The organism is Corynebacterium sp. AOP12-C2-36 (assembly GCF_052379185.1).
Classification (GTDB): Bacteria; Actinomycetota; Actinomycetes; order Mycobacteriales; family Mycobacteriaceae; genus Corynebacterium.
This window is the reverse complement of record NZ_JBQSYJ010000006.1, coordinates 43,932-70,901: the sequence shown is the minus strand read 5'-3', so window position 1 is coordinate 70,901 and position 26,970 is coordinate 43,932. Positions and strand designations below refer to the sequence as shown.

The following is a 26,970-nucleotide window of genomic DNA, read 5'->3' as shown; positions in this document are numbered from 1 at the left end:
CATGGTGGAAAAAGCAGCTCCCACGGTCGCGCTCCTGGACTACGGTTCCGGCAACCTGCGCTCGGCGCAGCGGGCGCTGGAGCACGCCGGCGCGCAGGTCACGGTCACCGCGGACCCGGACACCGTCCTCGCCGCCGACGGTCTGCTCGTGCCGGGCGTCGGCAACTACTCGGCGTGCATGACCGGGCTGCGCGCCGTGCACGGTCCCCGGATGATCGGGGAGCGGCTCGCCGGGGGACGTCCCGTCCTGGGCATCTGCGTGGGCATGCAGGTCCTGTTCGACCGCGGGGTCGAGGGCGGCGGGCTGGACGGCAGCGGGGCCGAGGGCTGCGGCGAGTGGCCGGGCACGGTGAGCCGTCTGGAGGCGTCCGTCCTGCCGCACATGGGCTGGAACACCGTCGACGCCCCCGCCGACTCTCGGATGTTCGCCGGCGCCGCCGCCGACGAACGCTACTACTTCGTGCACTCCTACGGTGCGCGCTCCTGGGAACTGGAGACCGACGGGCACACCGTGGCACCGTCGGTGACCTGGTCCACCCACGAGGACTGCAGGTTCGTCGCCGCCGTCGAGAACGGCCCGCTGTGGGCCACCCAGTTCCACCCGGAGAAGTCCGGGGAGGCCGGAGCCCGGTTGCTGCGCAACTGGCTCGCCACCCTGTGACGTCCAGTCAGACCACCACCAGCACCCTGAACCACGCGATAGGATACTTCTCATGACCCTCACCCTGCTCCCCGCCGTCGACGTCGCCGATGGACAGGCCGTACGCCTCGTCCAGGGGGCCGCCGGCTCCGAGACCAGCTACGGTGCACCGCTGGACGCGGCCCTGGCCTGGCAGAACGCCGGTGCCGAGTGGGTCCACCTCGTGGACCTGGACGCCGCCTTCGGCAAGGGGAGCAACTTCGACCTGCTCAACGAGGTCATCGGACGGCTCGACGTGAAGGTGGAGCTCTCCGGCGGTATCCGCGACGACGCCTCCCTGGAGCGTGCCCTGTCGACCGGCTGCCGCCGGGTCAACATCGGCACCGCCGCCCTGGAGAACCCGGAGTGGTGCGAGAAGATCATCGCCGAGCACGGTGACCGGGTCGCCATCGGCCTGGACACCCGCCAGGTCGACGGCGAGTGGCGGCTGCGCGGGCGCGGCTGGGTCTCCGACGGCGGCGACCTGTGGGAGGTCCTGGAACGCCTGGACTCCCAGGGCTGCTCGCGGTTCGTGGTCACCGACGTCTCGCGTGACGGGATGCTCAACGGCCCGAACATCGACCTGCTGCGCGACGTGGCCGCCGCCACCTCCGCCCCGGTCGTCGCCTCCGGCGGAATCTCCAGCCTCGACGACATCCGCGCCCTGGCCGGCGTGGCGGACGAGGGCGTGGACTCCGCCATCGTGGGCAAGGCCCTGTACGCCAACAAGTTCACCCTCGAGGAGGCCCTCGCGGTCACCAGGGAAGAGGCCCAGGCGGTGCCCGGTGAGTAACGGCAGCGACGAGACGGTCCAGACCGACGAGATCGACACCCGCGCGCTGCTGGCCATCGCCGAGGCCGCGGTCGACGAGGCGGAGGCGACGTTCTCCGCCGCCGTCGGCGCCGAGCCCTCGGTGATGAAGAGCCCGGGCGACTTCGCCACCGAGGCCGACCTCAGCGTGGAACGCCAGCTGCGTCACCTGCTGACCAGCTACACGGGTCTGCCCGTGCACGGCGAGGAGTACGGGGTCGTGCTCCCCGGCGAACCGGTGGAGGTCAACCCGAACGACGGCATGGCCGACGACCTCGACGGGCCGCGCCGCGACAGGAAAGACAGCCCCGCGTCCCCGGAACGCGGCGAGTCGCTCAGCCGCGCCGACGCGGACAAGAACCCCGGCCTCGACGAACTGCCCGAGACCTGCTGGGTCGTCGACCCGATCGACGGCACCGCCAACTACGCGGTGGGCAACCCGTTCTGCTGCATCCTCGTCGCCCTCGTGCACAAGGGTGAGGCCGTGGTCGCGGTCACCGAGATGCCGCTGCTCGGCCAGCGCATCACCGCGCGCAAGGGCCACGGGCTCTACGTCGACGGGCACCCCGCGCGTCCGATGCTGCCGTCGAACCCGGGCATCACGCAGATCAGCTTCGGCTCGATCCTGTCGCAGCGCCGCGGCAACCTGCCGATCTCGTACCGTCAGGACATGCTCAACGCCATCGGCCGGACGTATCCGCGCATGCGCGTCACCGGCTCGTGCGGCATCGACCTGGCGTTCACCGCCGCCGGCATCTTCGGCGGCACGGTGACGTTCAGCCCCAACCTGTGGGACAACGCCGCCGGCCTGCTGCTCGTCCGCGAGGCGGGTGGGGTGGTCACCGACTTCAACGGTGACCCGTGGCGCCCCGGTGTTTCCGGCCTGGTGGCCGGCGAGCCGGAGGTGCACTCCATCCTGCTCGACCACATCCGTTCGGTGCCGATCGGCACCGCCGCACGCAACGCCCAGGAGATCATGGACCGGGGAGGAATAAGGTGAGCATCCGATGAGTGTCGCTGTACGGGTCATCCCGTGTCTGGACGTCGACGACGGCCGCGTGGTCAAGGGGGTCAACTTCCTGAACCTGCGCGACGCCGGCGACCCCGTGGAACTCGCCGCACGCTACGACGCCGAGGGCGCAGACGAACTGACCTTCCTCGACGTGTCCGCCTCGAAGGACGGCCGTGGCACCATGCTCGACGTGGTCCGCCGCACCGCCGACCAGGTGTTCATCCCGCTCACCGTCGGTGGCGGGGTGCGCTCGGAGGAGGACGTCAACCAGCTGCTGCGCGCCGGCGCGGACAAGGTGTCGGTGAACACCTCGGCGATCAGTCGTCCCGAACTGCTCAGTGAGCTCTCCGCCCGTTTCGGCGCCCAGTGCATCGTGCTGTCCGTCGACGCGCGCCGCGTGCCCGCCGACGGGGACCCCCAGCCCAGCGGATTCGAGGTCACCACCCACGGCGGCTCGCGTTCCGCCGGCATCGACGCGGTGGAGTGGGCCGTGCGCGGCCAGGAGCTCGGTGTCGGGGAGATCCTGCTGAACTCCATGGACGCCGACGGCACCCGCGACGGCTTCGACCTCGACCTGCTCGCCCGGGTGCGCGCCGCGGTGACCATCCCGGTCATCGCCTCCGGCGGGGCAGGACGCGTCGAGGACTTCCCGCCCGCCGTGCAGGCGGGTGCCGACGCCGTGCTCGCCGCGTCCGTATTCCACTTCGGCGACATCGCCATCGGCGAGGTCAAGGACGCCATGGCGGAGCAGGGGATCGAGGTGCGCCGGTGAGCGCGCTGACCAGCAACGAGGACGTCCGGGCCGTCGGGCTCGACGCAGACGTGGCCGCACGGCTCAAGCGCGACGCGTCCGGACTGGTCGCCGCGGTCGTGCAGGAGCACGGAACCGGCGACGTCCTGATGCTCGCCTGGATGGACGACCACGCGCTGGCGCACACCCTCGCCACCCGCAAGGCGACCTACTGGTCGCGCTCCCGCGGGGAGTACTGGGTGAAGGGGGAGACCTCCGGACACACCCAGTACGTCCACGACGTGCGCCTCGACTGCGACGGCGACACCGTCCTGCTGACCGTCGACCAGACCGGCGGCGCCTGCCACACCGGGGACCACACCTGCTTCGACGCCGACCGGCTGCTCCAAACTGAAAGACCTGCAGATGACTGAGTACGACACCGCCGACCCCTACACGATCACCGACCGGGCGACCTTCCGCCGCCTGGCCGCGCGCAACCGGGTCGTCCCGGTCGCGCGCAAGGTCCTCGCCGACGGCGAGAGCGCGATGAGCGCCTACACCAAGCTCGCCGGCGGACGTCCCGGCACCTTCCTGCTGGAGTCCGCGGCACCGGGGCAGTCCTGGTCACGCCACTCCTTCATCGGCACCGGCGCGCGCTGCGCGCTGACCGCCAAGGACGGCGACGTGCACTGGATCGGCACCCCGCCGGCAGGTGTGCCGGAGGGCTCCGACCCGCTGGCGGTGATCCGGGAGAGTCTGGAGCTGCTGCACACCGACCCGGTGCCCGGACTGCCCACCCTGACCTCCGGCCTGGTGGGTTACATGGGTCACGACGTGATCCGCTACATCGAGGACATCCCCGACACCTGCACCGACGACCTGCAGGTTCCCGACATGGTGCAGCTGCTCGCCGACACCCTGGCGGTCATGGACCACCACGAGGGCACCATCTGGCTCATCGCCAACGCGGTGAACTGGGACGGTTCCGATGACCGCGTCGACGCGGCCTACGACGACGCCGTCGCGCGCGTCGACGAGATGGCGCGGCGCCTGGCGTCCGGCGAACACCTGCCCTCGGCGACGTTCAGCACACCGGCACCGCAGCCGCGCCGGCAGCGCGCCCTCGACGACCACAAGGCCCGCATCGAGACGTGCAAGGAGCACATCCGCGCCGGCGACGCCTTCCAGATCGTCCTGTCGCAGCGCTTCGAACTCGACACCGACGTGCCGGGCGTGGACGTCTACCGCATGCTGCGGGTATCCAACCCCAGCCCCTACATGTTCCTGCTCAACGTGCCGGACGACTCCTTCACCGAGACCGCCTTCCAGATCATCGGCTCCTCGCCGGAGTCGCTGGTGCAGGTCTCCGACGGCCGGGTGACCACCTTCCCGATCGCCGGGTCCCGGCCGCGCGGCGCCAGCTACGAGCAGGACGAGCTGCTGGAGAAAGAACTCGTCAACGACGAGAAGGAGAACTCCGAGCACCTGATGCTCGTGGACCTCGGCCGCAACGACGTGGGCCGGGTGTGCACCCCGGGCACCGTGGAGGTCCACGACTTCCGCCACGTGGAGCGCTACAGCGCGATCATGCACCTGGTCTCCGGGGTCAGCGGACGGCTCGCCGAGGGCAAGACCGCCCTCGACGCCTTCGTCGCGACCTTCCCGGCCGGCACGCTGTCCGGCGCACCGAAGCCCTCTGCCCTGGGCATCATCGACCAACTGGAGGACACACGACGAGGTGTCTACGGTGGGACCGTGGGATACTTCGACTTCTCCGGCAACGCCGACCAGGCCATCGCCATCCGCACCGGCCTCTACAAGGACGGCACCGTCTACGTGCAGGCCGGCGGCGGCATCGTCGCCGACTCCGACCCCGACGCCGAGGACGAGGAGACCCGGAACAAGGCCCTGGCGGTGCTGCGCGCCGTCGCCGCCGCCGAGACCATGCAGGACGTGGCACGGTGAAGCGCCTCGGAGGACGCGGCCTGGCCCTGCTGCTGACCGTGCTCGGTGCCGCCGGGCTGTGGGGTGCCGGCCAGATGACCTGGCTGACCGTCACGGTCGAGGACGACAAGAGCGGCGAGTCCGTCAAGAACATCATCGGCTCGGTGTGGGACGCCGCCGGCACCCCGCTGGCCCTGGCGATGCTCGCCGCAGTGATCCTGTCCATGGCGCTGCAGCCCCTGGCCCGACGGATCCTCGGCGGCATCTCCGCACTGCTGGCCGCCGCCGCCGGCTTCGCCGCGGTGAACCTGCTCTCCGGCGACCCGGACCTGGAACGCGCGCAGGCGCTGCTGGTCAGTGGCGCGGGTACGCAGCGCGAGTCCGACCCCGTGCAGATCTCCGAATGGGCCGTGGTGCTCGACGGCCAGGTGCACACCTGGCCCGTGGTGCTCTTCCTGGTCTCGGCGGCACTCGGCGTGGTCGGCGGTGTGCTGCTGGCGATGAAGCCGGGTGCCGCGCGGTCCGGCCACAGCAAGTACGAGACCCCCGAGGCCCGCCGCGAGGGCGTGGAGAAGGACCTGGAGGACAACCCCGACTCCGGACGTGTCCTGTGGGACGCCCTCGACGCCGGCGTGGACCCCACCGACCGTGACACGCAGGACCGTGACTCAGGCGACGACGCCCGCCCGGTGTGAGTTTCGCGTCACCCCGATGTCGTCCCCGCCGGGGTGTGGCGTTAGCATTGGTCCATTCAGCTGCACCAGACACCTGACCGCAGACACCTGACCTCCCGGGAGGAACGATGGCAACCGTACTCGACGACATTATCGCCGGCGTGCTCGAGGACACCGCGCGGCGCGAGTCCGCGGTCCCGTTCGCCGAGATCAAGGCCATGTCCCTGGACATGCCCCCGGCGTTGGACGCCCGCGCCGCCCTGGCCGGCCCCGAGGTGAGCGTGATCGCCGAGGTCAAGCGTGCGAGCCCGTCCAAGGGGCACCTCGCCGACATCCCCGAGCCCGAGATCCTCGCCAAGGCCTACGCGTCCAACGGGGCCAGCGTGATCAGCTGCCTCACCGAGGAGCGGCGCTTCCGCGGTTCGCTGGCCGACTTCGACAAGGTCCGTGCGTCCGTCGACGTGCCGCTGCTGCGCAAGGACTTCACCGTCAACCCGTACCAGATCCACGAGGCCCGGGCCCACGGTGCGGACGTCGTCCTGCTCATCGTCGCAGCCCTGGACCAGGACCGGCTGACCGCCCTGCTGGACCGCACCGAGTCCCTCGGGATGACCGCGCTGGTGGAGGTCCACTCGGAGGAGGAGGCCGACCGGGCCGTCGCCGCCGGGGCGTCCGTCATCGGTGTCAACGCCCGCAACCTCAAGACCCTCGAGGTCGACCCGGGCGTGTTTTCCCGGATCGTGCCGCGGCTGCCGGACAGCGTGGTCAAGGTCGCGGAGTCCGGGGTTCGCAACACCTCCGACCTGCAGTCCTACGCCAACGCCGGGGCGAACGCGATCCTGGTGGGCGAGGGGCTCGTCACCGCGGCGAACCCGGGGCAGGCCTGCCGCGCGCTGGTCGCCGCCGGGCAGCACCCCGCGTTCCGCCCGGAGCCGAAGTGACGTCCGCGGCGTAATGTACAGTTCCTGGGTGTGAGTACACCATCCGGGAACGACAGAAGTGACTTCAAGAACACGCTCGGCCTGCCGACGGCGGGGGAGGTCCTCGCCGTGCCGACCGCGCACGACGCGGACGACAACGGTCACTGGGGCAACTACGGGGGGCGCTACATCCCCGAGGCCCTGATGGCCGTCATCGAGGAGATCCAGGACTCCTGGGCGAAGGCCCGGGCGGACCAGGACTTCCTCGACGAGCTCGACGAGCTGCACCGCAACTACACCGGCCGGCCGTCGCCGCTCTACTTCGGCGCACGGTTCTCCGAGGCCGTCGGTGCCGACGTGTGGTTCAAGCGTGAGGACCTCAACCACACCGGCTCGCACAAGATCAACAACGTGCTCGGCCAGGTCCTGCTGGCCAAGCGCATGGGCAAGGCCAACGTCATCGCCGAGACCGGCGCCGGCCAACACGGTGTCGCTACGGCGACGGCGTGCGCCCTGCTGGGTCTGGAGTGCCGGATCTACATGGGTGAGGTCGACGCGCGCCGCCAGGCCCTCAACATCGCCCGCATGCGTCTGCTCGGCGCGGAGGTCATCGAGGTGACCGTGGGTTCGGCGACGTTGAAGGACGCCATCAACGAGGCCATGCGTTACTGGGTCGCGAACGCCGACGACACCTACTACTGCTTCGGCACCGCGGCCGGCCCGCACCCCTTCCCGGAGATGGTCCGGGACCTGCAGCGCATCATCGGTGTCGAGGCGCGCGCGCAGATCCTCGCCGCGTCCGGTCGTCTGCCGGACGCGGTCATGGCCTGCGTCGGCGGCGGCTCGAACGCCATCGGGCTGTTCCACCCCTTCATCGACGACGAGGGTGTGGCCCTCATCGGCGGCGAGGCCGGTGGCGACGGGGTGGAGACCGGACGCCACGCCGCGCCGATCACCGTGGGCTCCGAGGGCGTCTTCCAGGGGTCCTTCGCCGCGCTGATGCAGAACGAGGACGGCCAGATCACCGAGTCGCACTCGATCTCCGCCGGTCTGGACTACCCGGGCGTGGGCCCGGAGCACTCCTTCCTGGCCAAGCAGGGCCGGGCGGAGTACCTTCCGGTCACCGACACCGAGGCGATGGAGGCCTTCCGGCTGCTGACCCGCACCGAGGGCATCATCCCCGCCATCGAGTCCGCCCACGCCGTCGCGCTGGCGGTGAAGGTCGGCGCCGAGTACACCGCGGGGGAGAGGACGACGTCCGACGGGGCACGGCCGGTGTTCATCGTCAACGTCTCCGGACGTGGCGACAAGGACGTCGACACCGCCGCAACGTGGTTCGGCATGCACCCGGAGCAGGGCGAGGCACACACGGACGAGGAGAACAACTGATGAGCACACTGTCCGAGGTCTTCACCTCCGCCCGGGCCGACGGCCACGCCGCCTTCGTCGGCTACCTGCCGGCCGGCTACCCCACGCTGGACGACTCCGTGGAGCTGGCGACCGCGCTGGCCCGCCACGCCGACCTCATCGAGGTGGGCGTGCCCTTCACCGACCCGATGATGGACGGCCCGACGATCCAGGAGGCCGCGACGACCGCCCTGGAGGCCGGTTTCCGCGTCCGCGACACCTTCACCGTGGTCCGTGCGATCACCGCCGCCGGCGGTAGCGCGGTCATCATGAGCTACTGGAACCCGATCCTGCAGTACGGCCCGGAGAAGTTCGCCGAGGAGCTGGCCGAGGCCGGTGGCCTCGGGTCGATCATCCCGGACCTGCTGCCGGAGGAGTCCGCCCGCTGGAACGACGCCTGCCGGGCCAACGGTCTGGACAACGTCTACCTGGTCGCGCCGTCCACCACCGCCGAACGCCTGGACCTCACGGTCAACGCCGGCGGCGGGTTCATCTACGCCCAGTCGCACATGGGCGTCACCGGTGCGCAGGAGGACGTCTCCTCGGACGCCCGCGACCTCGTCGCGCGTACCCGCGCGGCCACGGACCTGCCGGTCGCCGTCGGGCTGGGCGTGAAGAACGGCGACCACGCCGCCGCTATCGCCGACTACGCCGACGGCGTCATCGTCGGTTCCGCGCTGATCTCCGCGGCGTCCTCCGGTGTGGACGCACTGGAAACCCTGGCCAAGGACCTGTACGAGGGGGTCCGTCGGTGAGTACGCAGATCCTCGCCACGATTCCCTCGCCGCCGCAGGGCGTGTGGCACCTGGGTCCGGTCGCCCTGCGCGCCTACGCGCTGTGCATCCTCACCGGCATCGTCGTGGCGGTGTTCTGGACCGTGCGGCGCTACGTGGCGCGCGGCGGCTACCCGGAGACCGTGATCGACTGCGCGATCGCCGCCGTGCCCGCCGGCATCATCGGTGGCCGGATCTACCACGTGATCACCGACCACCACCTGTACTTCGGGGAGGGGCGCGACTGGGTCGACGCCTTCAAGATCACCAACGGTGGCCTGGGGATCTGGGGTGCCGTGGTCCTCGGCGGCCTGGCCGTGTGGGCGGTGCTGGCGTACAAGAAGGTGCCGCTGGCCCCCTTCGCCGACGCCGTGGCCCCACCGATCCTGCTCGCCCAGGCCATCGGACGCCTCGGCAACTGGTTCAACCAGGAGCTCTACGGCGGGGAGTCGGACGCCCCCTGGGCACTCGAGATCTACCGGCGGGTCGACGCCGACGGCAACATCGACCAGATGGACGGGGTCTCCGACGGCACCGTGCTGGCGACCGTGCAGCCCACGTTCCTCTACGAGATGGTGTGGAGCCTGCTGGTGGTCGTCCTGCTCGTGTGGGCCGACCGCCGGTTCCGCCTGGGTGGCGGACGGGTCTTCATGCTCTACGTGGCCGGGTACACCTTCGGGCGTTTCTTCATCGAGTTGCTCCGCACCGACGCGGCGACGACGGTCTTCGGCGACGTGCGCATCAACAGCGTGGTCTCCGCAGTGGTCTTCCTCGCCGCCCTGACATTGTTCATCCTCACCCGCTCACGCACCCGCGAAGAGCCGGAGTACGTGGCAGGACCGCCGCGTGAGGACCAGGAGGGGGACGGTGAAGGGGATACCGAACCCGATGCAGAAGCTCCTGAGGCATCCGGTGGTAGCGGTGGCGGGGGCACAGGGTTATCCTCGGACAGGTGAGTAGACGCACCAAGATCGTATGCACCCTGGGCCCGGCAGTGGCCTCCGCCGACAAGATCCGTGAGCTCGTTGGGGCGGGGATGAACGTCGCCCGCCTGAACTTCTCCCACGGTGAGCACGCGGACCACCAGCAGAACTATGAGTGGGTCCGGCAGGCCGCCGAGGAGAGCGGTAGCTCCGTCGGCGTTCTCGCTGACCTGCAGGGACCCAAGATCCGCCTCGGCCGGTTCGCCGAGGAGAAGACCTACTGGGAGACCGGTGAGGAGGTGCGGATCACCGTCGACGACGTGTCCGGCACCCACGACCGGGTCTCCACCACCTACAAGCAGCTCGCCCGGGACGCACGCCCCGGCGACCGCCTGCTCGTCGACGACGGCAAGGTCGGCCTCGTCTGCAAGGCCATCGACGGTAACGACGTGGTCTGCGAGGTCGTCGAGGGCGGTCCCGTCTCCAACAACAAGGGCGTGTCCCTGCCCGGCATGAACATCTCCGTGCCGGCCCTGTCGGAGAAGGACATCGCCGACCTGCGTTTCGCCCTGACCATGGGTGCGGACGTCATCGCGCTGTCGTTCGTGCGTTCCCCGGCGGACGTCGAGCTGGTCCACGAGATCATGGACGAGGTCGGCCGTCGCGTGCCGGTCATCGCCAAGCTGGAGAAGCCCGAGGCGGTCGACGCGCTCGAGCCGATCATCCTCGCCTTCGACGCCATCATGGTCGCCCGTGGTGACCTGGGTGTCGAGGTTCCGCTGGAGGAGGTGCCGCTGGTGCAGAAGCGGGCGGTGCAGATCGCCCGGGAGAACGCCAAGCCCGTGATCGTCGCCACCCAGATGCTGGACTCGATGATCGAGAACTCCCGCCCGACCCGCGCCGAGGCGTCCGACGTCGCCAACGCCGTGCTCGACGGTGCCGACGCGGTCATGCTCTCCGGTGAGACCTCCGTGGGCAAGTACCCGGTGGACACGGTCAAGACCATGTCGCGCATCGTCACCGCCGCCGAGATCGACGGCGAGGTGCCGCCGCTGTCCCACGTGCCGCGCACCAAGCGTGGCGTGATCAGCTTCGCGGCGAAGGACATCGGCGAGCGGCTCAACGCCCGCGCGCTCGTGGCCTTCACCGCCTCCGGCGACACCGCCCGTCGCGTGGCCCGGCTGCGTTCCGACCTGCCGCTGCTGGTGTTCACCCCGTACCAGGAGGTGCGCAACCAGCTGGCCCTGACCTGGGGTGCGGAGTCGTACCTGACCAACGAGGTCTCCACCACCGACGAGATCATGAAGGAGGTGGACTCCATCCTGCTGGGCAAGGCGGGTTACACCCGGGAGGACGCCGTGGTCATCGTGGCCGGTTCGCCCCCCGGAACCGAGGGTAACACCAACATGATCCACGTCCACCTGCTCGGCGAGGACACCGCGTAGAAGGAGGCCCCACCAGGATGATCGACGCACGCGACACGGCACTGCTGCTGGAGGGTGGAGGCATGCGTGCCTCCTACAGCGCCGGTGCGGTGGATGTCCTCATGGACCACGACGTGCGCTTCGGCTGGGTCGGAGGGGTCTCGGCCGGAGCGACGCACCTGGTCAGCTACCTCAGCGGGGAGCAGGACCGCCTGCGCCGCAGCTTCGTGGACTTCGCCACCGAACCACAGTTCGGTGGCTGGACCTGGCTGCTGCGTGGCAAGGGCTTCTTCAACGCCGAGTTCATCTACGGTCAGGCCCACACCCTTGATCTTCCGCGGCCCTACGACGCCCGCCTCGCGTTGGAGGGGGACACCGAGTTCCGGATCTGCGCCACCCGCGCCGACAACGGTGACCCGGTCTACTGGGGACGCGAGGACATCGGCTCCGGCCAGGAACTGATGGACCGCGTCCGGGCGTCCTCCACGATCCCGTTCGCGATGCCGGTGCCACGCATCGACGGGGTGCCCTACGTCGACGGTGCCCTGGGACCGTCCGGCGGGATCCCCCTGGACGCGGCCCTGGCCGACGGCTACGACCGCTTCTTCGCGGTGCTCACCCACCCGCGTGGCTACGTGAAGCCACCGATGGGACGCTCGAAGGTGTGGCGCACGCTGCTGGCACGCTACCCGGCGGTCGCCGAGGCACTGCTCACCCGGCACATCCGCTACAACGCCACGATGCAGCGGCTCTACGCCCTGGAGCGTGCCGGCCGGGCGTTCCTGTACTTCCCGGAGGACGCCTCCCCGGTGAGCTCCACGGAGCGCAAGGTCGACGTCCTGCGTGACTCCCTGGCGCGCGGCACCGAGCAGGCGCTGCGTGACTGGGACGGCATGAACGAGTTCCTCGGCCGCGAGGCCGTCGGCTCCGCCTGAGCCAGCCTTAGCCAGCCTTACCCGTCCGGTGGCGTGTCAGCCGCGCCAGAGGTAGGCCAGCACCGCCGCCGTCGCCGCCTGTGTGGCGATGTCCACGGTGCCCGGCGCCGGCAGGAACTGCGGCGAGTGGTTGCCCGGGACGTCCTGCGCGACCCGGTCCGCGGCGACCGCAGCGTCCCACACGTCCTGGTCGGTGCAACCGGTGAGCAGGAACTCGTAGGGCACGCCGAAGTGGCGGGGGATCTCGGAGAAGTCCTCCGACGCCGTCCAGCGGGCGGCGTCCTGCGAACGCTCGCCGAAGACCTCGTCGAGCACGGGGCGTACCCGCTCGTGCACGCCGGCGTCGTTGTCGGTCAGCTCGCCGCGCGCGGAGTAGACGACGTCCGCCGGCTTCGGCGTGCCCGAGGCCGCGCACTCGGCCTGGATGACCCGCTCGATCGCGGCGTAGGTGCGGTCACGCACGCCGGTGTCGTAGAAGCGGCAGTTCAGCACCAGCGTGGCCGTGTCGGGGATGGTGTTGTTCGTGTGGCCGGCGGTGAGTGTGCCGACGGACACCACGGCGAAGTCGTCCGCGGCGACCTCGCGGCCCACGATGCCCTGCAGGCGCACCACGATCATCGCGGCGAGGAACGTCGGGTCGATGGAGTTGTGCGGTGCGGACGCGTGCGAGGACACCCCGTGCAACGTCACCGTGATGGTGTCGCAGGCGGCCATCACCGGGCCGGCCGAGGAGAACACCGTGCCCACCGGGCCGGGCATCACGTGCTGGCCGAGGCAGACGTCCGGGGCGGGGATGCGCTCGGCCAGTCCGTCCTCGATCATCGACGTGGCACCGCGGGTGACCTCCTCGGCAGGCTGGAACAGGGCGATGAAGGTGCCCGACCAGGCGTCCTGCCGGGCGTCCATGATCTCGCACAGGCCCATCAGGGCGGTGGTGTGCACGTCGTGTCCGCAGGCGTGCATCACGCCGGGGTTCTTCGAGGCGTAGGACGCCCCGGTGTCCTCGGTGACCGGCAGGGCGTCGAAGTCGGCGCGGTAGAGCACCGTCGGGCCGTCCCCGTTACGCCACACGGCGGTGATGCCGTGGCCGCCGATACCGGTGGTCACCTCTGCGCCGAGGGCGCTGAGGCGCTCGAGGACGTGTGCGGCGGTCTGCTCCTCGTGCTCGCTGAGCTCCGGGTTCTCGTGCATCCACGTGTAGAAACCGTCGGACCAGGAGAGGTCCACGCCGTGGTTGCCGATGAACTCCGCGATATCAGGTGTGCTCATGGCCCCGAGTGTAGTGACGCCGGTACACCGGTCTCAGAGGTGGTCCCGGATCCGGTCCTCCGCGGTGACGGTGTCGAGCTGGATCGGGGGAAGTGCCACCTCGTGGGAGGTCTCCCCGTCGACGAGCACCCGGGGGCTGAACACGTAGCGGTCGAAGTCCTCGGCGCAGTCGAGGGAGAAGGACACGGTGGTGCCGTTCTCGCCGTCGGAGCCCTCGGAGTCGACGCGCACGTCGGTGATTCCGAGCCCGGGTGCCTCGGTGACGACGTCGCTGATCTCCACGCTTTCCTCCACGCTGAACTCCACGTCCCCGCACCCGGCCAGCTCGGCAGGGTAGTCGCGGGTCGGGGTGAGGGTCGGGGCGTCCGGGGCCTGTTCGGCCCGGCTCAGCGTATAGTCGCCGACGCTGCGGTCCTGCAGGGTGCCGTCCTGGTCGGTCACCAGGCGGACCTGGGACAGCTCGGTGCGGTCCCGGTCGCCGTTGAGCTGGGCGGTCACCGACCCTGCGGCCGTGCCGTCCTCCTCGGTGTCACGCTCGACCTCGATCGAGTCGCCGTCGTAGACCGAGACGCCGCCGTCGGGCACGTCATTGACCAACTGGAATTCGCTGAGGTGTGACCAGACCGGGTCCGAGGCAGGGGCCACGACCGGGAGGTTCACCTTCGGGTGTTCACCGGGGTCGACGACGACGTCCCCGGAGACCGGGGTGAAGGTGGCATCCGTCTCGCCCGTCTCTCCCGGCGCCTCGGCGCTGCAGGCGCCTGCGAGCACGGCGACGGCCGTGACAGGCACGAGACAACGCAGGTGGCGTCGCACGGGGGACGTCCTGACCGGCATTCGGCGGCCAGCCGCACCGGCGGAGGAGTGAGGTGATCCAGGACGTGAGGGGGAGAGGTGTCTCATGTTCCCTTTATGTGGGTTGTCGTCGGTTGGAGAGGTGTGAGGCTCCACATGGGCGCAGCCCTGACCGCGGACCGTAGGCGGGGTCACCGGTGTTGTCAACGGTTCCGGCTGGGGACAAGCCCCCGGCCCGGTAGACGTTGCAGAGGCGTCTATCAGTGTCCCGTGTCCGGCCATACCGCCGGGGGTAGGGGTACGTGGAAAGCCTGCGCTCAGGCGCAGGTCATACTTCCGGAGATGGTCAGGGCTGCGCCGGGACCTGCGGCTAGCCCTGCACCGCCGGGTTGTAGCGCAGCGAGTTGCGCTGGAACTCGATCTCCCCACCCAGCCGGATCCCCGGGGCCAGACGCCCCTCGTCGCGGGCGACGGTCAGCTTCTCGAGCACCTGTGCCTTCAGGTCGGCGGGGCTCAGGGTGTTGATGAAGATCTTCGTCCCGCCCTCGAACCCGGCCATCGTCGAATCACGCCACTTGATCATGATCCGCCACGGCATCGGCACGTCCACGTCCAACGGCCGGTGCAGCCACTCCTCGTTCGAGGGCATGTGAGGCCCGGCCGCCACATGGCAGGCGTGGACGAGGTCGGCCACCGCGTCGCGCTCCTCGACACTGATGAGCCACGGCTCGGTGGTCCCCGAGCGGGAGAACACCTCCAGGGTCGGCCAGCGGTGCCCGAAACCGGCGAAGGCGACGGCATGGTCGTTCTCGGCGACGATGAGGTTGTGGTGCCCGGCGTAGTCCACCGCCCACTGGTTGTACATGTTCGGGTTCGCCCGCACCTGGGCGATCTCCGTCTCGTTCTGCAGCCCGTGCTCGTCGATGGCCACCAGCTGCTTGTGCAGGTGCTCGATCGAGGCACCGGCGGGCTCCAGCCAGTTCTGGAACGCCGCGACGTAGCGCACGTACGGGTTGGCGCGGTACAGCCGGTCCATCGCGTCCACGGTGAAGGCGATGTAGAGCCGGTGGTCCGACCAGCTCATCTCACCGGAGCCGAGGAGCTGGTCGCTGCGGGTGGCCCCGGGGACGTAGTGGTCGCGGGCGAGGATGATGTCGTGTCCGCCGCCGAACAACGGCCCGCCGAGCTCGTTGACGCTCTGCACCGCCCGCTCCTCGGTGAACAGGGCGTCGATCTCGGACGCGGGACGTCCCGCCGCGGCCAGGCGGATGCGCAGCAGCTGCTCGACGTGGGCGCGTCCCTCCGGCTCGGCGAGGTACTCCGCCATGTGCCGGGCGGCCGTGGCGTCCATCCGGTGGCCGTAGTTCACCAGCCAGTAGTCGTAGGTGAGGATCTCGTAGAGGTTCGCCACCCGCCGAAACAGCGGGTCCGTCGCCTCCAGCTGCGAGACCGTGAGGCCGCGCAGGATCCGGGGGTCACCGTTGTCGTCGATGACCATGCGGGCCTTCTCCGGGGTGGTGCGCAGCAGGTTGGCGATGCCGAAGTCCGTCTGCGTGTCCCGGTTGGCGTCGTTGACCTCGACGATCTCCTCGGGACGTTCCCGGACGGGACGGTGGCCGCGGCTGGGCACGGTCCAGACCTCGGTCCCGGAGAACGGGTTGACCTGTTTGATGGTGCCGTCGGGCAACGTGGTCAACGGAGGTACCGGTGCGGGGGAGATGGGGGAGTGGCCGATCACAGTTACCCAACAGTAGTCGGTCAGACCCTGGCAGTGGGAGCGAGTCAGTGCTTTACTGGTGCCCATGCCTCAGATCGTGTTCAAGATCCTTTCCACCGCCGATCAGCGCGACAGCATCGTCGACGACATCCGGCACCTGGTCGACCTCAACTCCGAGTCGCTGACCGCCGACCTGCAGGTGGCCACCGGCACCGGGGGAGACGCCAGCCTCGAGGAGGTGTGGCAGGACTACGGTTTCGCCGACGCCGCCGACACCACCCCCGAACCGGCGACGGTGACCCTGGACGTCACCCGCTGTGAGGGCAGCATCAGCGCGCTGACCGCCCGCCTGTCCGAGGTGCTGGTCAGCCGCGACAAGCAGCCCGCCGAACAGCTCTTCCAGCAGGTGCTGGACGACCCGGGCACCCCCCGTGTGCCCTGGCACGTCGACATCCGTCCCTGAAACAGGTCGGGGACGCGCGGAGGGGGTCAGTCCAGGATGCTGGACAGGAAGGAGCGGGTGCGCTCCTCCTGGGGGTCGGTGATGACCTGGCGCGCCACACCGTGCTCCACGATGCGTCCGCCGTCCATGAACGCCACGTGGTCGGCGACCTCGCGCGCGAAGCCCATCTCGTGGGTGACGACGAGCATCGTCATGCCGTCGTCGGCGAGACGGCGCATCACATTGAGCACCTCACCGACGAGCTCGGGGTCCAGGGCGGACGTCGGCTCGTCGAAGAGCATCAGCTTCGGCTTCATCGCCAGTGCGCGGGCGATGGCGACCCGCTGCTGCTGACCGCCGGAGAGCTGCACCGGCCACGCCTCGGCCTTGTCGGACAGCCCGACCATCTCGAGCAGCTCCCGGGCGGTGGCCTCGGCCTCCGCCTTCGGCACGCCCTTCACCTTCACCGGTGCCTCGATGATGTTGGCGAGCACCGTGCGGTGGGTGAACAGGTTGAACTGCTGGAAGACCATGCCGATGTCGGCGCGCTGACGCGACGCCTCGCGCTCGGAGATCTGGTGCAGCCGACCGTTGCGCTCCTGGTAGCCGATGAGGTCGCCGTTGACCTCGATGCGTCCGGCGTCGATGCTCTCCAGGTGGTTCACGCAGCGCAGCAGCGTGGACTTGCCGGAGCCGGACGGCCCGATCAGGCAGGTCACGCCGCCGGTGGGGACCTCCAGGTCGATGCCCTTGAGGACGTCGAGGCGACCGTAGCGCTTCCAGACGTCCTTCACGGCGATCATCGGGGTGTCGGTGCTCATCGGCCGTTCTCCTTGTTGTCTCGGCTGTTCCTGTTGTTTCGTTCGCTGCCCGGGTCCTCGACCGTGATGTTCAGCGGGGGCAGGCCCTCCGCGTCGGTCAGCGCGGCGAGCTGGCGGCTCGTCAGCGCACGGGAGGAACCCCGGGAGTAGTAGCGCTCCAGGTAGTGTTGTCCGACCATGAGGATCGAGGTGATCACCAGGTACCACGTGGCGGCGACGAGCAGCATCGGCACCGGTTCGAACATGGCGTAGGCGATGTCCATCGACCGGCCGTAGAGCTCACCGGCGTAGGGCAGTGCGATGACCAGCGAGGTGGTCTTCAGCAGGCTGATCAGCTCATTGCCCGTCGGCGGGATGATGATGCGCATCGCCTGCGGCAGCACGGTGCGACGCATGTTCTGCCACCAGGTCATACCCAGCGCCTTGGACGCCTCGGACTGGCCCTCGGGCACCGCCTGGATGCCGGCACGCACGATCTCGGCCATGTAGGCGGACTCGTTGAGGCCCAGGCCGATGACCGCCAGCCAGAACATGTTGCTCAGCAGCGAACTGAGTTCGATCTCGGCGAAGCCCACGCTGACCGTCTGGTAGATCGAGGACAGCAGACCCCAGAACACCAGCTGGACGTACACCGGGGTGCCGCGGAAGATCCACAGGTACAGCCAGGCGATGCCGCTGGTCACCGGGTTCGGTGACATGCGCAGCACGGCGAGCACGGCACCGAGGACCACGCCGACGATCATCGCCAGCACGGTCAGCGCCATGGTGTGCACCGCGGCCTCGGCGATCCGGGTGTCGAAGAGGTAGGACGCGTAGGTGTCCCACCCGTAGGCGTCGTTGTGCGCCGCGCTCCACAGGAACACGGCGAGCAGGACGAGCAGGACGACGGACGCGACGATGCGTCCCGGGTGGCGCAGCGGGACGACGTCGTTGTCGGTCGGTCGGGTCCGTTCCTGGGCCCTGGAGTGGTCGCTCATCAGGAGGCTCCTTCTTCGGCGGTGGCGGCGGCGGGCAGGTCGACGTCCTGCGTGTTGACGGTGACGGCGTCGATCGCGCCGTCGGTGAGGCCCCAGGGGCCGAGGATGTCGTCGTACTGGCCCGAGGTGATCAGGTACTCGAGGGCGGCGGCGAAGGCGGGCACCAGGTCCGACTCCTTGGCGAAGGCCCAGCCGAACGGGGTGGTGTCGAAGGCGTCGCCGGCGGGGACGAGCTTGCCCTCCGACAGGCGGATCGCGTAGTCGGTCACCGCGGAGTCCGAACTCAGTGCATCCGCCTTCTCCAGGGCCGTGGCGTTCGCGGCGGCGTTGGCGGACTCGTACACCAGCTTGTTGATCGCCGGACGGCCGTCGGCGACACACTCGTCGGACTTGACCTGCACGTCGTCGGTGTCGGAGTAGGTGCCCTTCTGCACGGCCACGGTGAGCCCGCAGGCGTCCGCCGGGTCCACGGTCTTGCCCGGGGTGGTGGCCCAGGTGATGCCCGAGGTGTAGAAGTCCACGAAGTCGTACGAGTTCCGGCGGTCCTCGGTGTCGGAGAACCCGGAGGTGCCCACGTCCACCGTCCCGGCGGAGATCGACGGCAGGATCAGGTTGAAGTCCTGCTGCTGGAAGCCGACGTCGAGCCCGAGGACGGCGCCGGCGGCACGGACGAGGTCGATCTCGAAACCGATGATCTCGCCGGACGGGTCCTTGAACTGGTTCGGTGGGAATGTTGGGTTGGTCGAGGCCGAGATGCGTCCGGAGTCGCGGTACTCCTGAGGGAGCAGCTCCTGGAGTTCGGGGACGGGTTCGGGCAGGGTGTCTACCCAGCCCTCCGGGTTTCCGGACTCCTCGTTGGTGACGCAGGCCACCAGAGACGTCGAGAGCATCAGGGCCCCCAGGACCGAGCCGACACTGCGGGCGATAAAGCCCGGTCGCGGAACGGGAAGGGGTGTCATGGGTGGAAGTATATCGGCGACGGATTCTGTTAGTCTCGGGGGCCATGAACTCCCTCGTCGAAGACTATCTCAACGACATCATGGACCGGGTGCGCGACGAGGACGGTGGCGCGGTCGCCGACTACATCCCCGAACTCGCCAAGGCAGACCCCACGCCGCTGGCGATCGCGATGTGCACGAACCAGGGGTGGATCTACAGCGTCGGCGACGACGAACGCGAGTTCACCATCCAGTCGATCTCCAAGCCCTTCGCCTACGCCGCCGCACTCCAGGACTGCGGGGTGGAGAAGGTGCTGGAGACGGTGGGGATGGAGCCCTCCGGTGAGGCCTTCAACGAGCTCTCCTTGGACGGGAAGACGCACCGTCCGGTCAACCCGATGATCAACGCAGGGGCCATCGCCGTCAACCAGCTGATCAACGGTGAGGACTCCTCGGTCGAGGACCGGGTCGACGTGATCGTCGAGTACTTCTCCCGGCTCGCCGGGCGGCAGCTCACCGTGGACGAGGACGTGACGGCCTCGGAGACGGGCTCCGCCGACCGCAACCTGGCGTTGGCCCACATGCTGCGCAGCTACGACGTGATCAGTGACCGTGCGGAGGACGCCGTGGCGAGCTACACCCGGCAGTGCTCGATCCGGGTCACGGTGAAGGACCTCGCGGTGATGGGGGCCACCCTGGCCCTCGGAGGCGTGCAGCCGCTCACCGGCGAGAGGATCCTGGAGCCGCTGGTGTGCCGGCAGGTGCAGGCCGTCATGGCGTCCGCCGGGATGTACGACGGGGCGGGCAAGTGGATGGCGGGCGTGGGCATCCCGGCGAAGTCCGGGGTGGCCGGGGGACTGATGGGGACACTGCCCGGACAGCTCGGCATCGCGACGTTCTCGCCGCAGCTGGACGAATCCGGCAACAGCGTGCGCGGGGCGAAGATCTTCCGGGCCCTCTCGGAGGACATGGGCCTGCACCTGATGTCGGCGGTGACGCGCAAGGGCAGTTCGGTGCGCGGCGTGCGTACCCGCGGGCGCAGCACGATCTTCCGGCTGCAGGGTGGTCTGGACTTCTCCGGTGCCGAGGAGTTCCTCATGGAGACCGAGCACCAGGACATCTCCACCCCGCGGGTCATCATCGACGCCCGTCGGGTGACCGAGAGCAACCCGGTGGGTCGCCGCATGGTGAAGGAGGGGCTGCGCCGCATCCGCGAGACGGGGAAGAAGGTCGCGGTCGTCGACCCGAACAACGTCCTCGGTAAGAGGCGGTTCGAGGACGGGACGACGGTGGCCACCACCGCGGCCGAGATCGTCGACCCCGACGAGGATTAGGGGAGCAGCGAGGAGGCTGCTGCCCCGAGGTCGCCGATCAGCCCGAAGGGCGACGACAGGAGCGACCCGACGATGAAGATGGCATTGGACGCGTAGGCGCCGGACGTCTCGATTGCTTCGGCGATGGGAAGGTCCACGGCTGTTTCCTCCTGGGTGGGGTGTGGCGCCGGGACCGTCCCGACAGTTTCACTGGCCAACCTACCGTATGGTGGGCCGCGGTACCATCCGGGGTATGACGGACCGGTTCACCGCGGATCCACGCCTAGGCCACCCGCTGCCCGCCGGAAACCACGACGCCGCGCACCCCATGCGCGCCAAGGCGCTGGCCGGGCACCCCAGGTTCCTGCGGGCCTTCGACACCGTCGCCGCGGCGACGACGCTGAAGATCGAGGGTCGACGGGCGGTGGTCAACCACTTCCCGTACGACCGCGACCACACCGAGCCCGACCGTCACGTGCTCGTGCGGGCCGCTGCGGGCCCCTGCAGGCCGGGCAGCAGAAGACCCCGCCGGTCGATCTCGACCGGCGGGGTCATGATGGTGCCCTGGGTGGGACTCGAACCCACACGCCCGAAGGCACTGCATTTTGAGTGCAGCGCGTCTGCCAATTCCGCCACCAGGGCCAACAAACGGAGATGATACGGGAGGGTCGTCGCACCCGACAACACCGGGGTGGCGGCGGGTGCGACCGGCTCACCGTCCTGCGGGTTCACCGTCCAGTACACACTGGATCAGGTCGCCGTAGTAGGTGACGAAGGCCTCGACGTCGGCGTCGTGGAAGTACTCCTGGGTGACGAGCCGGCGCATCAACGCCAGGCCGATCACCATCGACATCGCCGCCTCTGCCCGCATCTCCGGGTCGGCGCCGGAGTCCGAGCCGGTCTCGGCGGCCACCCGTTCCAGGACGGGGGCGACGACCTGCTGGCGGAAGACCCGTCCGAGGGTGTCGACGATGTGCCGGTTGCCGCCGGCGTCGGCGAGTTTGCGCACCAGCGAGTTCGGGCTGTCGTCGGCGGAGGTCACCGCCAGCCGTGCCAGGTGGGTGCCCATCTGCGTGAAGGGGACGTTCTCCAGACGCGCGGCGGCCTCGGTGAAGTCCAGCTGCGCCTCGTAGAGGTTCTCCTTCGTTCCGTAGTACTTGATGATCAGCGGGGCACTGACACCGACCTCGGTGGCGATGTCCTTGAGTGACACCTCGCTGTAGGGGCGCTTGTTGAAGGCGTTCTTCGCGCACTCCAGGATGTACACCCGGGTCTCCTCGGCACGACGCCGGGCCGACGACTGCTGTTCGGTCGCCGGTTCAGTCGCCGGTTCTTCCGGGACGCTCTCTGTCTGGTCACTCATGGCGACTAGAATAGCCCGGGCACGACACCGACTGCGGCAGCAACCACGAGAAGTGTGTCCGGCGGCGTGAAAAGAACACGTCACGGACATGCAGGAAGGTCACATGACAGACAACCCCGGGGACGAGCGCCCCACCCTCCTGTTGCTCGACGGACACTCCCTGGCCTTCCGGGCGTTCTACGCCCTGCCGGCACAGAACTTCTCCACGACCGGGGGCCAGTACACCAACGCCGTCTACGGCTTCCTCGGCATGTTCCTGGGGCTGATGGAGGCAGAACGGCCGACACACGTCGCCGCGGCCTTCGACCTCTCCGGTCCGACGTTCCGGGAGAAGGACCTCCCGGAGTACAAGGCGCAGCGTCCGCCGGCACCCGAGGAGTTCCACGGGCAGGTCGAGCTGATCCAGGAGGCGTTGCAGTCCCTCGGCGTCCGGACGCTGACGAAGGAGGCCTACGAGGCCGACGACATCATCGCCACCCTGTCCTGCCGGGGCACCGAGGCGGGCATGCGCACGGTGATCTGCACCGGCGACCGCGACAGCCTGCAGCTCGTCAACGACGACGTCACCGTCCTCTACACCCTGCGCGGCGTCTCCGAACTCGACCGGTTCACCCCTGCGCGCGTGGAGGAGAAGTACGGGGTTACCCCCACCCAGTACCCCGACCTGGCCTCGCTGCGTGGCGACACCTCAGACAACATGCCCGGGGTGCCGGGGGTGGGCCCCAAGACCGCCCAGAAGTGGATCACGAAGTACGGCAGCCTGGACGCGGTGATCGACCACATCGACGACTTCGGCGGCAAGGTCGGCGACGCCCTGCGCGACAACATCGACAACGTCGTGCTGGCCCGCAAGGTCACCGAGATGGTCCGCGACCTCGACCTCGGGGACCTCAACGGCGACGGTGGGAAGCTCTCAGCGCTGCGTCCCGGACACGTGGACGCCTCCGAGGCGATCGACCTGTTCGACACCCTGCAGTTCGGCAACAACCTGCGCAACCGCACCTTCCGCACCATGGGCATCGAGTTCGAGGACGGTGCGGCGTCCGAACTCGCCGTCGACACCGTCGACGACGGCAAGCTCGCCAAGTGGCTCACCGAGCGCGCCGGCTGGAAGGACGGCCGCAACCCCGGCGACGCGTCCACCAACCGTCCGCTCGTCGTCGAGGTGACCGGAACCGGGACGCCGTTCGGCGGCAACGCCGCGCGCGTCGTCCTGCTCGACCCGGAAGCCGGCGAGGACGGCGTCCTGCACGCCGTGGACATCGACCTGACAGACCAGGACCCGAAGGACGAGGCGGCACTCACCGCCTGGCTCGCGGACGTCTCCGCCGCCAAGTGGCTGCACGACTCCAAACGGGCCTGGCACATGCTCCACGGCTCCGGTCTGGAACTCGACGGCGTGGAGCACGACACCGCGCTCGCCGCCTACCTCCTGCGTCCGGACGTGCGCTCCACCGGGCTGGCGGACGTCCTGCAGCGCCACGTCGGACACGAGCTCGCCGAGGACGCCGCCGGCGGCGTGCGCGCACAGGCCGTGCTCGACCTGGTGACCTCGCTGACCCCGGAGCTCGCCGGGATCGGCGCGATGGAGCTCTACCTCGACCTCGAGGTGCCGCTGGCCACCGTCCTGGCGCGCATGGAGAGCCACGGCATTTCCGTGGACCGTGACTCGCTGCAGGAACTCTCCGACAACTACGGTGACCGCATCACCGAGGAGGTCACCGCCGCCCGCGAGATCGCCGGCGACGAGTCGCTCAACCTCTCCAGCCCCAAGCAGCTGCAGAAGGTGCTCTTCGAGGACTTCGGCCTGCCCACCACCAAGAAGACCAAGACCGGGTACTCCACCGCCGCCGGCGAGCTGGAGAAGCTCACCGCCCAGACCGGGCACCCCTTCCTGTCGCACCTGATGGCCCACCGCGAGTACCAGAAGATGAAGACCACCATCGACGGACTCATCGAGGCCACCGCCGACGACGGACGCATCCACACCACCTTCAACCAGCGCGGTGCCGCCACGGGCCGGCTGTCCTCGGCTGAACCGAACCTGCAGAACATCCCGGTGCGTACCGAGGCAGGACGCCACATCCGCGGCGCCTTCCGCGTCGGCGCGGGCTACACCACGCTGCTGACCGCCGACTACTCGCAGATCGAGATGCGTGTCATGGCGCACCTCTCCGAGGACCCCGGCCTGATCGAGGCCTACCGCAACGGTGAGGACCTGCACAACTACGTGGGCTCCAAGGTCTTCGACGTGCCCGTCGACGAGGTCACCCCGGAACTGCGTCGCCGGGTGAAGGCGATGAGCTACGGGCTGGTCTACGGGCTCAGCGCCTTCGGCCTGTCCCAGCAGCTCAACATCGCCGCCGGTGAGGCGAAGAAGATCATGGACACCTACTTCGAGCGCTTCGGCGGAGTGAAGGACTACCTCGACACCGTGGTCGAACGGGCCAAGGAGGTCGGCTACACCGAGACGCTCTACGGGCGACGTCGCTACCTGCCGGAGCTCAACTCCAGCAACCGGGTGGCGCGCGACAACGCCGAACGCGCCGCGCTGAACGCGCCGATCCAGGGCACCGCCGCCGACATCATCAAGCGGGCGATGCTGCGCGTCGACCGGGAGATGACACGGCGCGGCATGCGGTCACGTGTGCTGCTGCAGGTGCACGACGAGCTCGTCGTCGAGGTCGTCGACGGCGAGCTCGAGGAGATGACTGCGCTGCTGCAGGAGCAGATGGACTGGGCGGCCGAACTGCGCGTCCCGCTGGACGTCTCCACCGGGACCGGGGAGAACTGGGAGGCCGCCGGGCACTGAGTCCGGTCTAGGAGGTACGTGATGCGTTCGCCCGCATGCGGCGACGCTTCGTGACCTGCTCGGCGATGACCATCGCAGCGACGACTGCGGCGCCGAGGACGAACAGCAGGACGGCGGTGCCGACCTGGTCGCCGGGGGCCTGCAGGCTGGAGTCGTCGTCCTGCCAGGGCCACAGGGCGCGCAGTGAACCGAGCAGCATGCCTGTCATGGTGAACAGGCTCAGTGTGCGGTGCTTGGTCAGCAGGTGCTCCATGACACGGACGAAGAGCACCAGGCCGGTCAGGGCGCCGAGACCGAAGACCAGGATGTAGGTGATGTCCAGTTCGCTCACCGCGGTCAGCGTGGCGGAGTAGATGCCGATGGCGTAGAGGAAGAAGGAGCCGGAGACGCCGGGCAGGATCAGGGCGCACACGGCGATCGCGGCGGCGATGAACACCAGGAACAGGTTCGGGTCGTTGTTCGTCGACGAGGAGAACCCGGTGGCGATGAAGGTGAACAGTGCGCCGACGATGAACAGCGGCACGGCCACGGGGAGCCGACGTTTCAGGTCGGCGGTGTCGATCAGCAGGATCGGCACGACCACGGACACGGCGACCATGCCCAGGAAGAGGCTCTTGGCGGGGATCGGGTGGTCCTCGACGAACGTGCCGAGGATGCCGGCCAGTGCGAAGACCATGGCGACCATGCCGATGGCCATCGGGATGAGCATTGTCCAGTCCACGGACTTGATCTTCCGGATCCCCGCCGGGCGGTCCGTGGCGAAGGCCTTCAGGCCGTCGAGCAGTCGGTTGGCGTTGTACAGCACGCGCTCGTACACGCCGGTGACCAGGGCCACGGTGCCGCCGGAGATGCCCGGGACGAGCTCGGCGGAGCCGATGAGGCCGCCGCGGAGCGCGTTGAGGACGACGGCCCCCGGTGTGAAGGGGGTGTTCTCGAAGGCGGGGCGCCGCGAGGTCGCGTGCTCGGCAGGGTGCTCGGCGGCGTTCTCGGCGGAGTGCCCGGTGCCGGGTGAGGTTTCGTTCATGGGCGTCATCGTATCCGGATGATGTGTGGGGTGGTGAAAAGTCCGAAGCGGCCCGCGTGTCAGCCCACCGTCGACCCAGGGGCGGGGCAGGACCTAGGATGGGTGACCGTGATCACTCCAGGCGACTCCACCGGCACGCACCACGAACTCAGGCTGGGCTACTGGCCAGGGGAGGGCATCGGCCCGGAGATCGTGGCCCCCACCGTCACCGCCACGACCACCGCGCTGCGTCACCACGGCGGCGTCTCCGTGCGCTGGGTGCCCCTGCTGCTCGGCCGGGAGGCCTTCGGGCAGACCGGCAGGATCCTTCCGGAACAGACCTGGGAGACGGTCGCCGGACTGGACGGCTGGGTGCTCGGCCCACACGACAACGCGTCCTACCTGCCGGAGGCGCGCGAGCAGCAGAACCCCTCCGCCGCCCTGCGGGTGCGCGCCCAGCTGTGGGCGAACGTGCGACCGGTGCGCGGGCTGCCCGGGGCGGTGGCGCCCGACCTGGACGTGGTCGTCGTCCGGGAGAACACCGAGGGGCTCTACGCCGACCGCAACATGTACGCCGGCTCCGGTGACGTGATGGTCACCGAGGACGTCGCCCTGGCCATCGGAACCTTCACGCGCCAGGGCGTGCGCCGGATCGTCCGGCACGCAGGACGCGTCGCTGCCGCGCGCGGCGGCGTCCTCACGGTCGCGCACAAGGCGAACGTCCTGGCCAGGACGTCCGGGATGTACCTGGAGGAGGCCGAGGCGATGGCGGACGAGACCGGGGTGCGGTTGCTCCCGGTGCACATCGACGCCTTGTGCGCCGACCTGGTGGTCAACCCCGGGCGTCACCGCACGATCGTGGCGGAGAACATGTTCGGCGACATCCTCTCCGACCTCACCGCGGCCCTCGGTGGCACGCTCGGCGCCGCCGGCAGCGTGAACGCCGGGGACACGGCGGTGATGGCACAGGCCGCGCACGGTTCCGCGCCGGACATCGCGGGGCAGGGCGTGGCGAACCCGGCCGGGCTGATGAACTCGGCGGCGCTGATGCTGCGGCACCTCGGGTACGGGGAGGCCGGCGACGCGCTCGGCGGGGCTGTGCGGCACGCGCTCATGCACGCGCCCACCCCGGATGTGGCGGGAGAGGCCGGAGTGGCTGGAGATGGCTCAGGTGCGGCAGGGGCGGGCACCGAGGAGTTCGCGGAGATGGTATTTGCACAGCTCGGAGGGGTCGTGTAGCCTGCATTCTGTTAACCGTCTGTCCGCAGGCGCGCGACGGTGCCGG

General features: G+C 69.4%; 26 protein-coding genes and 1 tRNA gene. 17 read left to right on the top strand and 10 right to left on the bottom strand.

Features of this window, described 5'->3' with window-relative positions:
• Window position 1 precedes the first annotated feature (1 nt).
• The 13 genes from hisH to ACT3UN_RS06800 all read left to right on the top strand — a co-directional run bounded on the left by hisH (window position 2) and on the right by ACT3UN_RS06800 (window position 12,235).
• The gene (gene hisH / locus ACT3UN_RS06860; protein WP_301441707.1) at window positions 2–661 is read left to right on the top strand and encodes an imidazole glycerol phosphate synthase subunit HisH; all 660 of its coding nucleotides are present in this window, start codon (window positions 2–4) and stop codon (window positions 659–661) included.
• A 52-nt stretch (window positions 662–713) separates the two neighbouring features.
• Window positions 714–1,472: a bifunctional 1-(5-phosphoribosyl)-5-((5-phosphoribosylamino)methylideneamino)imidazole-4-carboxamide isomerase/phosphoribosylanthranilate isomerase PriA gene (priA, locus tag ACT3UN_RS06855; protein ID WP_301441706.1), complete on the top strand. Its 759-nt coding sequence runs from the start codon at window positions 714–716 to the stop codon at window positions 1,470–1,472.
• Window positions 1,465–2,490, top strand: a complete 1,026-nt coding sequence (locus ACT3UN_RS06850; RefSeq protein ID WP_444656799.1) for an inositol monophosphatase family protein — start codon at window positions 1,465–1,467, stop codon at window positions 2,488–2,490. Before priA ends, ACT3UN_RS06850 begins: the two co-directional genes overlap by 8 nt.
• Before the next feature lie 7 nt (window positions 2,491–2,497).
• Window positions 2,498–3,274 (top strand): imidazole glycerol phosphate synthase subunit HisF, encoded by a 777-nt coding sequence (hisF, locus tag ACT3UN_RS06845; RefSeq protein ID WP_301441704.1) that lies wholly within the window; start codon window positions 2,498–2,500, stop codon window positions 3,272–3,274.
• Between the two features lie 5 nt (window positions 3,275–3,279).
• Window positions 3,280–3,666, top strand: coding sequence for a phosphoribosyl-AMP cyclohydrolase (gene hisI / locus ACT3UN_RS06840; protein WP_301441717.1), 387 nt, complete (start codon window positions 3,280–3,282; stop codon window positions 3,664–3,666).
• The gene (locus tag ACT3UN_RS06835; protein ID WP_301441703.1) at window positions 3,659–5,200 is read left to right on the top strand and encodes an anthranilate synthase component I; all 1,542 of its coding nucleotides are present in this window, start codon (window positions 3,659–3,661) and stop codon (window positions 5,198–5,200) included. The genes hisI and ACT3UN_RS06835 overlap by 8 nt, the downstream gene beginning before the upstream one ends.
• Entirely contained in the window at window positions 5,197–5,874 is a 678-nt protein-coding gene (locus ACT3UN_RS06830; protein WP_301441702.1) for a TIGR02234 family membrane protein, read from the top strand. Before ACT3UN_RS06835 ends, ACT3UN_RS06830 begins: the two co-directional genes overlap by 4 nt.
• A 107-nt stretch (window positions 5,875–5,981) precedes the next feature.
• Window positions 5,982–6,794, top strand: coding sequence for an indole-3-glycerol phosphate synthase TrpC (gene trpC, locus ACT3UN_RS06825; protein WP_301441701.1), 813 nt, complete (start codon window positions 5,982–5,984; stop codon window positions 6,792–6,794).
• 30 nt (window positions 6,795–6,824) lie between these two features.
• On the top strand, window positions 6,825–8,162 hold the full coding sequence (gene trpB / locus ACT3UN_RS06820) for a tryptophan synthase subunit beta (protein WP_301441700.1): 1,338 nt from the start codon (window positions 6,825–6,827) through the stop codon (window positions 8,160–8,162).
• Entirely contained in the window at window positions 8,162–8,935 is a 774-nt protein-coding gene (gene trpA, locus ACT3UN_RS06815; protein ID WP_301441699.1) for a tryptophan synthase subunit alpha, read from the top strand. Before trpB ends, trpA begins: the two co-directional genes overlap by 1 nt.
• Window positions 8,932–9,909: a prolipoprotein diacylglyceryl transferase gene (lgt, locus tag ACT3UN_RS06810; protein ID WP_441579364.1), complete on the top strand. Its 978-nt coding sequence runs from the start codon at window positions 8,932–8,934 to the stop codon at window positions 9,907–9,909. Before trpA ends, lgt begins: the two co-directional genes overlap by 4 nt.
• Window positions 9,906–11,321 carry a pyruvate kinase gene (gene pyk, locus ACT3UN_RS06805; protein ID WP_301441697.1) on the top strand — a complete coding sequence of 472 codons (1,416 nt, stop codon included), beginning with the start codon at window positions 9,906–9,908 and terminating at the stop codon, window positions 11,319–11,321. The genes lgt and pyk overlap by 4 nt, the downstream gene beginning before the upstream one ends.
• Window positions 11,322–11,338: 17 nt before the next feature.
• Complete coding sequence (locus ACT3UN_RS06800) at window positions 11,339–12,235, top strand: patatin-like phospholipase family protein (RefSeq protein WP_301441696.1); 897 nt, start codon at window positions 11,339–11,341, stop codon at window positions 12,233–12,235.
• 36 nt (window positions 12,236–12,271) lie between these two features.
• Here ACT3UN_RS06800 and ACT3UN_RS06795 read toward each other — a convergent pair whose 3' ends face one another.
• From ACT3UN_RS06795 to ACT3UN_RS06785, 3 genes are all read right to left on the bottom strand, one after another.
• Window positions 12,272–13,504 (bottom strand): amidohydrolase, encoded by a 1,233-nt coding sequence (locus tag ACT3UN_RS06795; protein WP_301441695.1) that lies wholly within the window; start codon window positions 13,502–13,504, stop codon window positions 12,272–12,274.
• A 33-nt stretch (window positions 13,505–13,537) separates the two neighbouring features.
• Window positions 13,538–14,320 carry a hypothetical protein gene (locus tag ACT3UN_RS06790; RefSeq protein ID WP_301441694.1) on the bottom strand — a complete coding sequence of 261 codons (783 nt, stop codon included), beginning with the start codon at window positions 14,318–14,320 and terminating at the stop codon, window positions 13,538–13,540.
• Between the two features lie 349 nt (window positions 14,321–14,669).
• Window positions 14,670–16,037 carry a DUF4921 family protein gene (locus ACT3UN_RS06785; RefSeq protein ID WP_444656827.1) on the bottom strand — a complete coding sequence of 456 codons (1,368 nt, stop codon included), beginning with the start codon at window positions 16,035–16,037 and terminating at the stop codon, window positions 14,670–14,672.
• A 64-nt stretch (window positions 16,038–16,101) separates the two neighbouring features.
• On the opposite strand from ACT3UN_RS06785, the gene ACT3UN_RS06780 reads away from it, so the two are divergent.
• Window positions 16,102–16,479 carry a hypothetical protein gene (locus ACT3UN_RS06780; RefSeq protein ID WP_301441692.1) on the top strand — a complete coding sequence of 126 codons (378 nt, stop codon included), beginning with the start codon at window positions 16,102–16,104 and terminating at the stop codon, window positions 16,477–16,479.
• A 26-nt stretch (window positions 16,480–16,505) separates the two neighbouring features.
• On the opposite strand, the gene ehuA is transcribed toward ACT3UN_RS06780, so the two are convergent.
• Genes ehuA through ACT3UN_RS06765 form a run of 3 tightly spaced genes read right to left on the bottom strand, consistent with a single transcriptional unit; the run spans window position 16,506 to window position 19,146 of the window.
• Window positions 16,506–17,279 carry an ectoine/hydroxyectoine ABC transporter ATP-binding protein EhuA gene (gene ehuA, locus ACT3UN_RS06775; protein WP_301441691.1) on the bottom strand — a complete coding sequence of 258 codons (774 nt, stop codon included), beginning with the start codon at window positions 17,277–17,279 and terminating at the stop codon, window positions 16,506–16,508.
• Window positions 17,276–18,256 carry an amino acid ABC transporter permease gene (locus tag ACT3UN_RS06770; protein WP_301441690.1) on the bottom strand — a complete coding sequence of 327 codons (981 nt, stop codon included), beginning with the start codon at window positions 18,254–18,256 and terminating at the stop codon, window positions 17,276–17,278. The genes ehuA and ACT3UN_RS06770 overlap by 4 nt, the downstream gene beginning before the upstream one ends.
• On the bottom strand, window positions 18,256–19,146 hold the full coding sequence (locus ACT3UN_RS06765; protein WP_441582058.1) for an ABC transporter substrate-binding protein: 891 nt from the start codon (window positions 19,144–19,146) through the stop codon (window positions 18,256–18,258). The genes ACT3UN_RS06770 and ACT3UN_RS06765 overlap by 1 nt, the downstream gene beginning before the upstream one ends.
• A gap of 113 nt (window positions 19,147–19,259) precedes the next feature.
• On the opposite strand from ACT3UN_RS06765, the gene ACT3UN_RS06760 reads away from it, so the two are divergent.
• On the top strand, window positions 19,260–20,528 hold the full coding sequence (locus tag ACT3UN_RS06760) for a glutaminase (protein ID WP_301441688.1): 1,269 nt from the start codon (window positions 19,260–19,262) through the stop codon (window positions 20,526–20,528).
• Here ACT3UN_RS06760 and ACT3UN_RS06755 read toward each other — a convergent pair.
• The 3 genes from ACT3UN_RS06755 to ACT3UN_RS06745 all read right to left on the bottom strand — a co-directional run bounded on the left by ACT3UN_RS06755 (window position 20,525) and on the right by ACT3UN_RS06745 (window position 21,870).
• Entirely contained in the window at window positions 20,525–20,665 is a 141-nt protein-coding gene (locus ACT3UN_RS06755) for a hypothetical protein (RefSeq protein WP_301441687.1), read from the bottom strand. The genes ACT3UN_RS06760 and ACT3UN_RS06755 overlap by 4 nt on opposite strands.
• Before the next feature lie 399 nt (window positions 20,666–21,064).
• A tRNA-Leu gene (locus ACT3UN_RS06750) sits at window positions 21,065–21,149 on the bottom strand.
• 70 nt (window positions 21,150–21,219) lie between these two features.
• The gene (locus ACT3UN_RS06745) at window positions 21,220–21,870 is read right to left on the bottom strand and encodes a TetR/AcrR family transcriptional regulator (protein WP_301441685.1); all 651 of its coding nucleotides are present in this window, start codon (window positions 21,868–21,870) and stop codon (window positions 21,220–21,222) included.
• Between the two features lie 103 nt (window positions 21,871–21,973).
• Between ACT3UN_RS06745 and polA the strand changes: the two genes are divergently transcribed.
• Window positions 21,974–24,682 carry a DNA polymerase I gene (gene polA / locus ACT3UN_RS06740; protein WP_444656798.1) on the top strand — a complete coding sequence of 903 codons (2,709 nt, stop codon included), beginning with the start codon at window positions 21,974–21,976 and terminating at the stop codon, window positions 24,680–24,682.
• Between the two features lie 7 nt (window positions 24,683–24,689).
• Here polA and ACT3UN_RS06735 read toward each other — a convergent pair whose 3' ends face one another.
• Window positions 24,690–25,706, bottom strand: coding sequence for a DUF368 domain-containing protein (locus ACT3UN_RS06735; protein WP_301441683.1), 1,017 nt, complete (start codon window positions 25,704–25,706; stop codon window positions 24,690–24,692).
• 108 nt (window positions 25,707–25,814) lie between these two features.
• Here ACT3UN_RS06735 and ACT3UN_RS06730 point away from each other — a divergent pair, with 108 nt between their 5' ends.
• Window positions 25,815–26,924 carry an isocitrate/isopropylmalate family dehydrogenase gene (locus ACT3UN_RS06730; protein WP_444656797.1) on the top strand — a complete coding sequence of 370 codons (1,110 nt, stop codon included), beginning with the start codon at window positions 25,815–25,817 and terminating at the stop codon, window positions 26,922–26,924.
• Window positions 26,925–26,970: the final 46 nt, after the last annotated feature.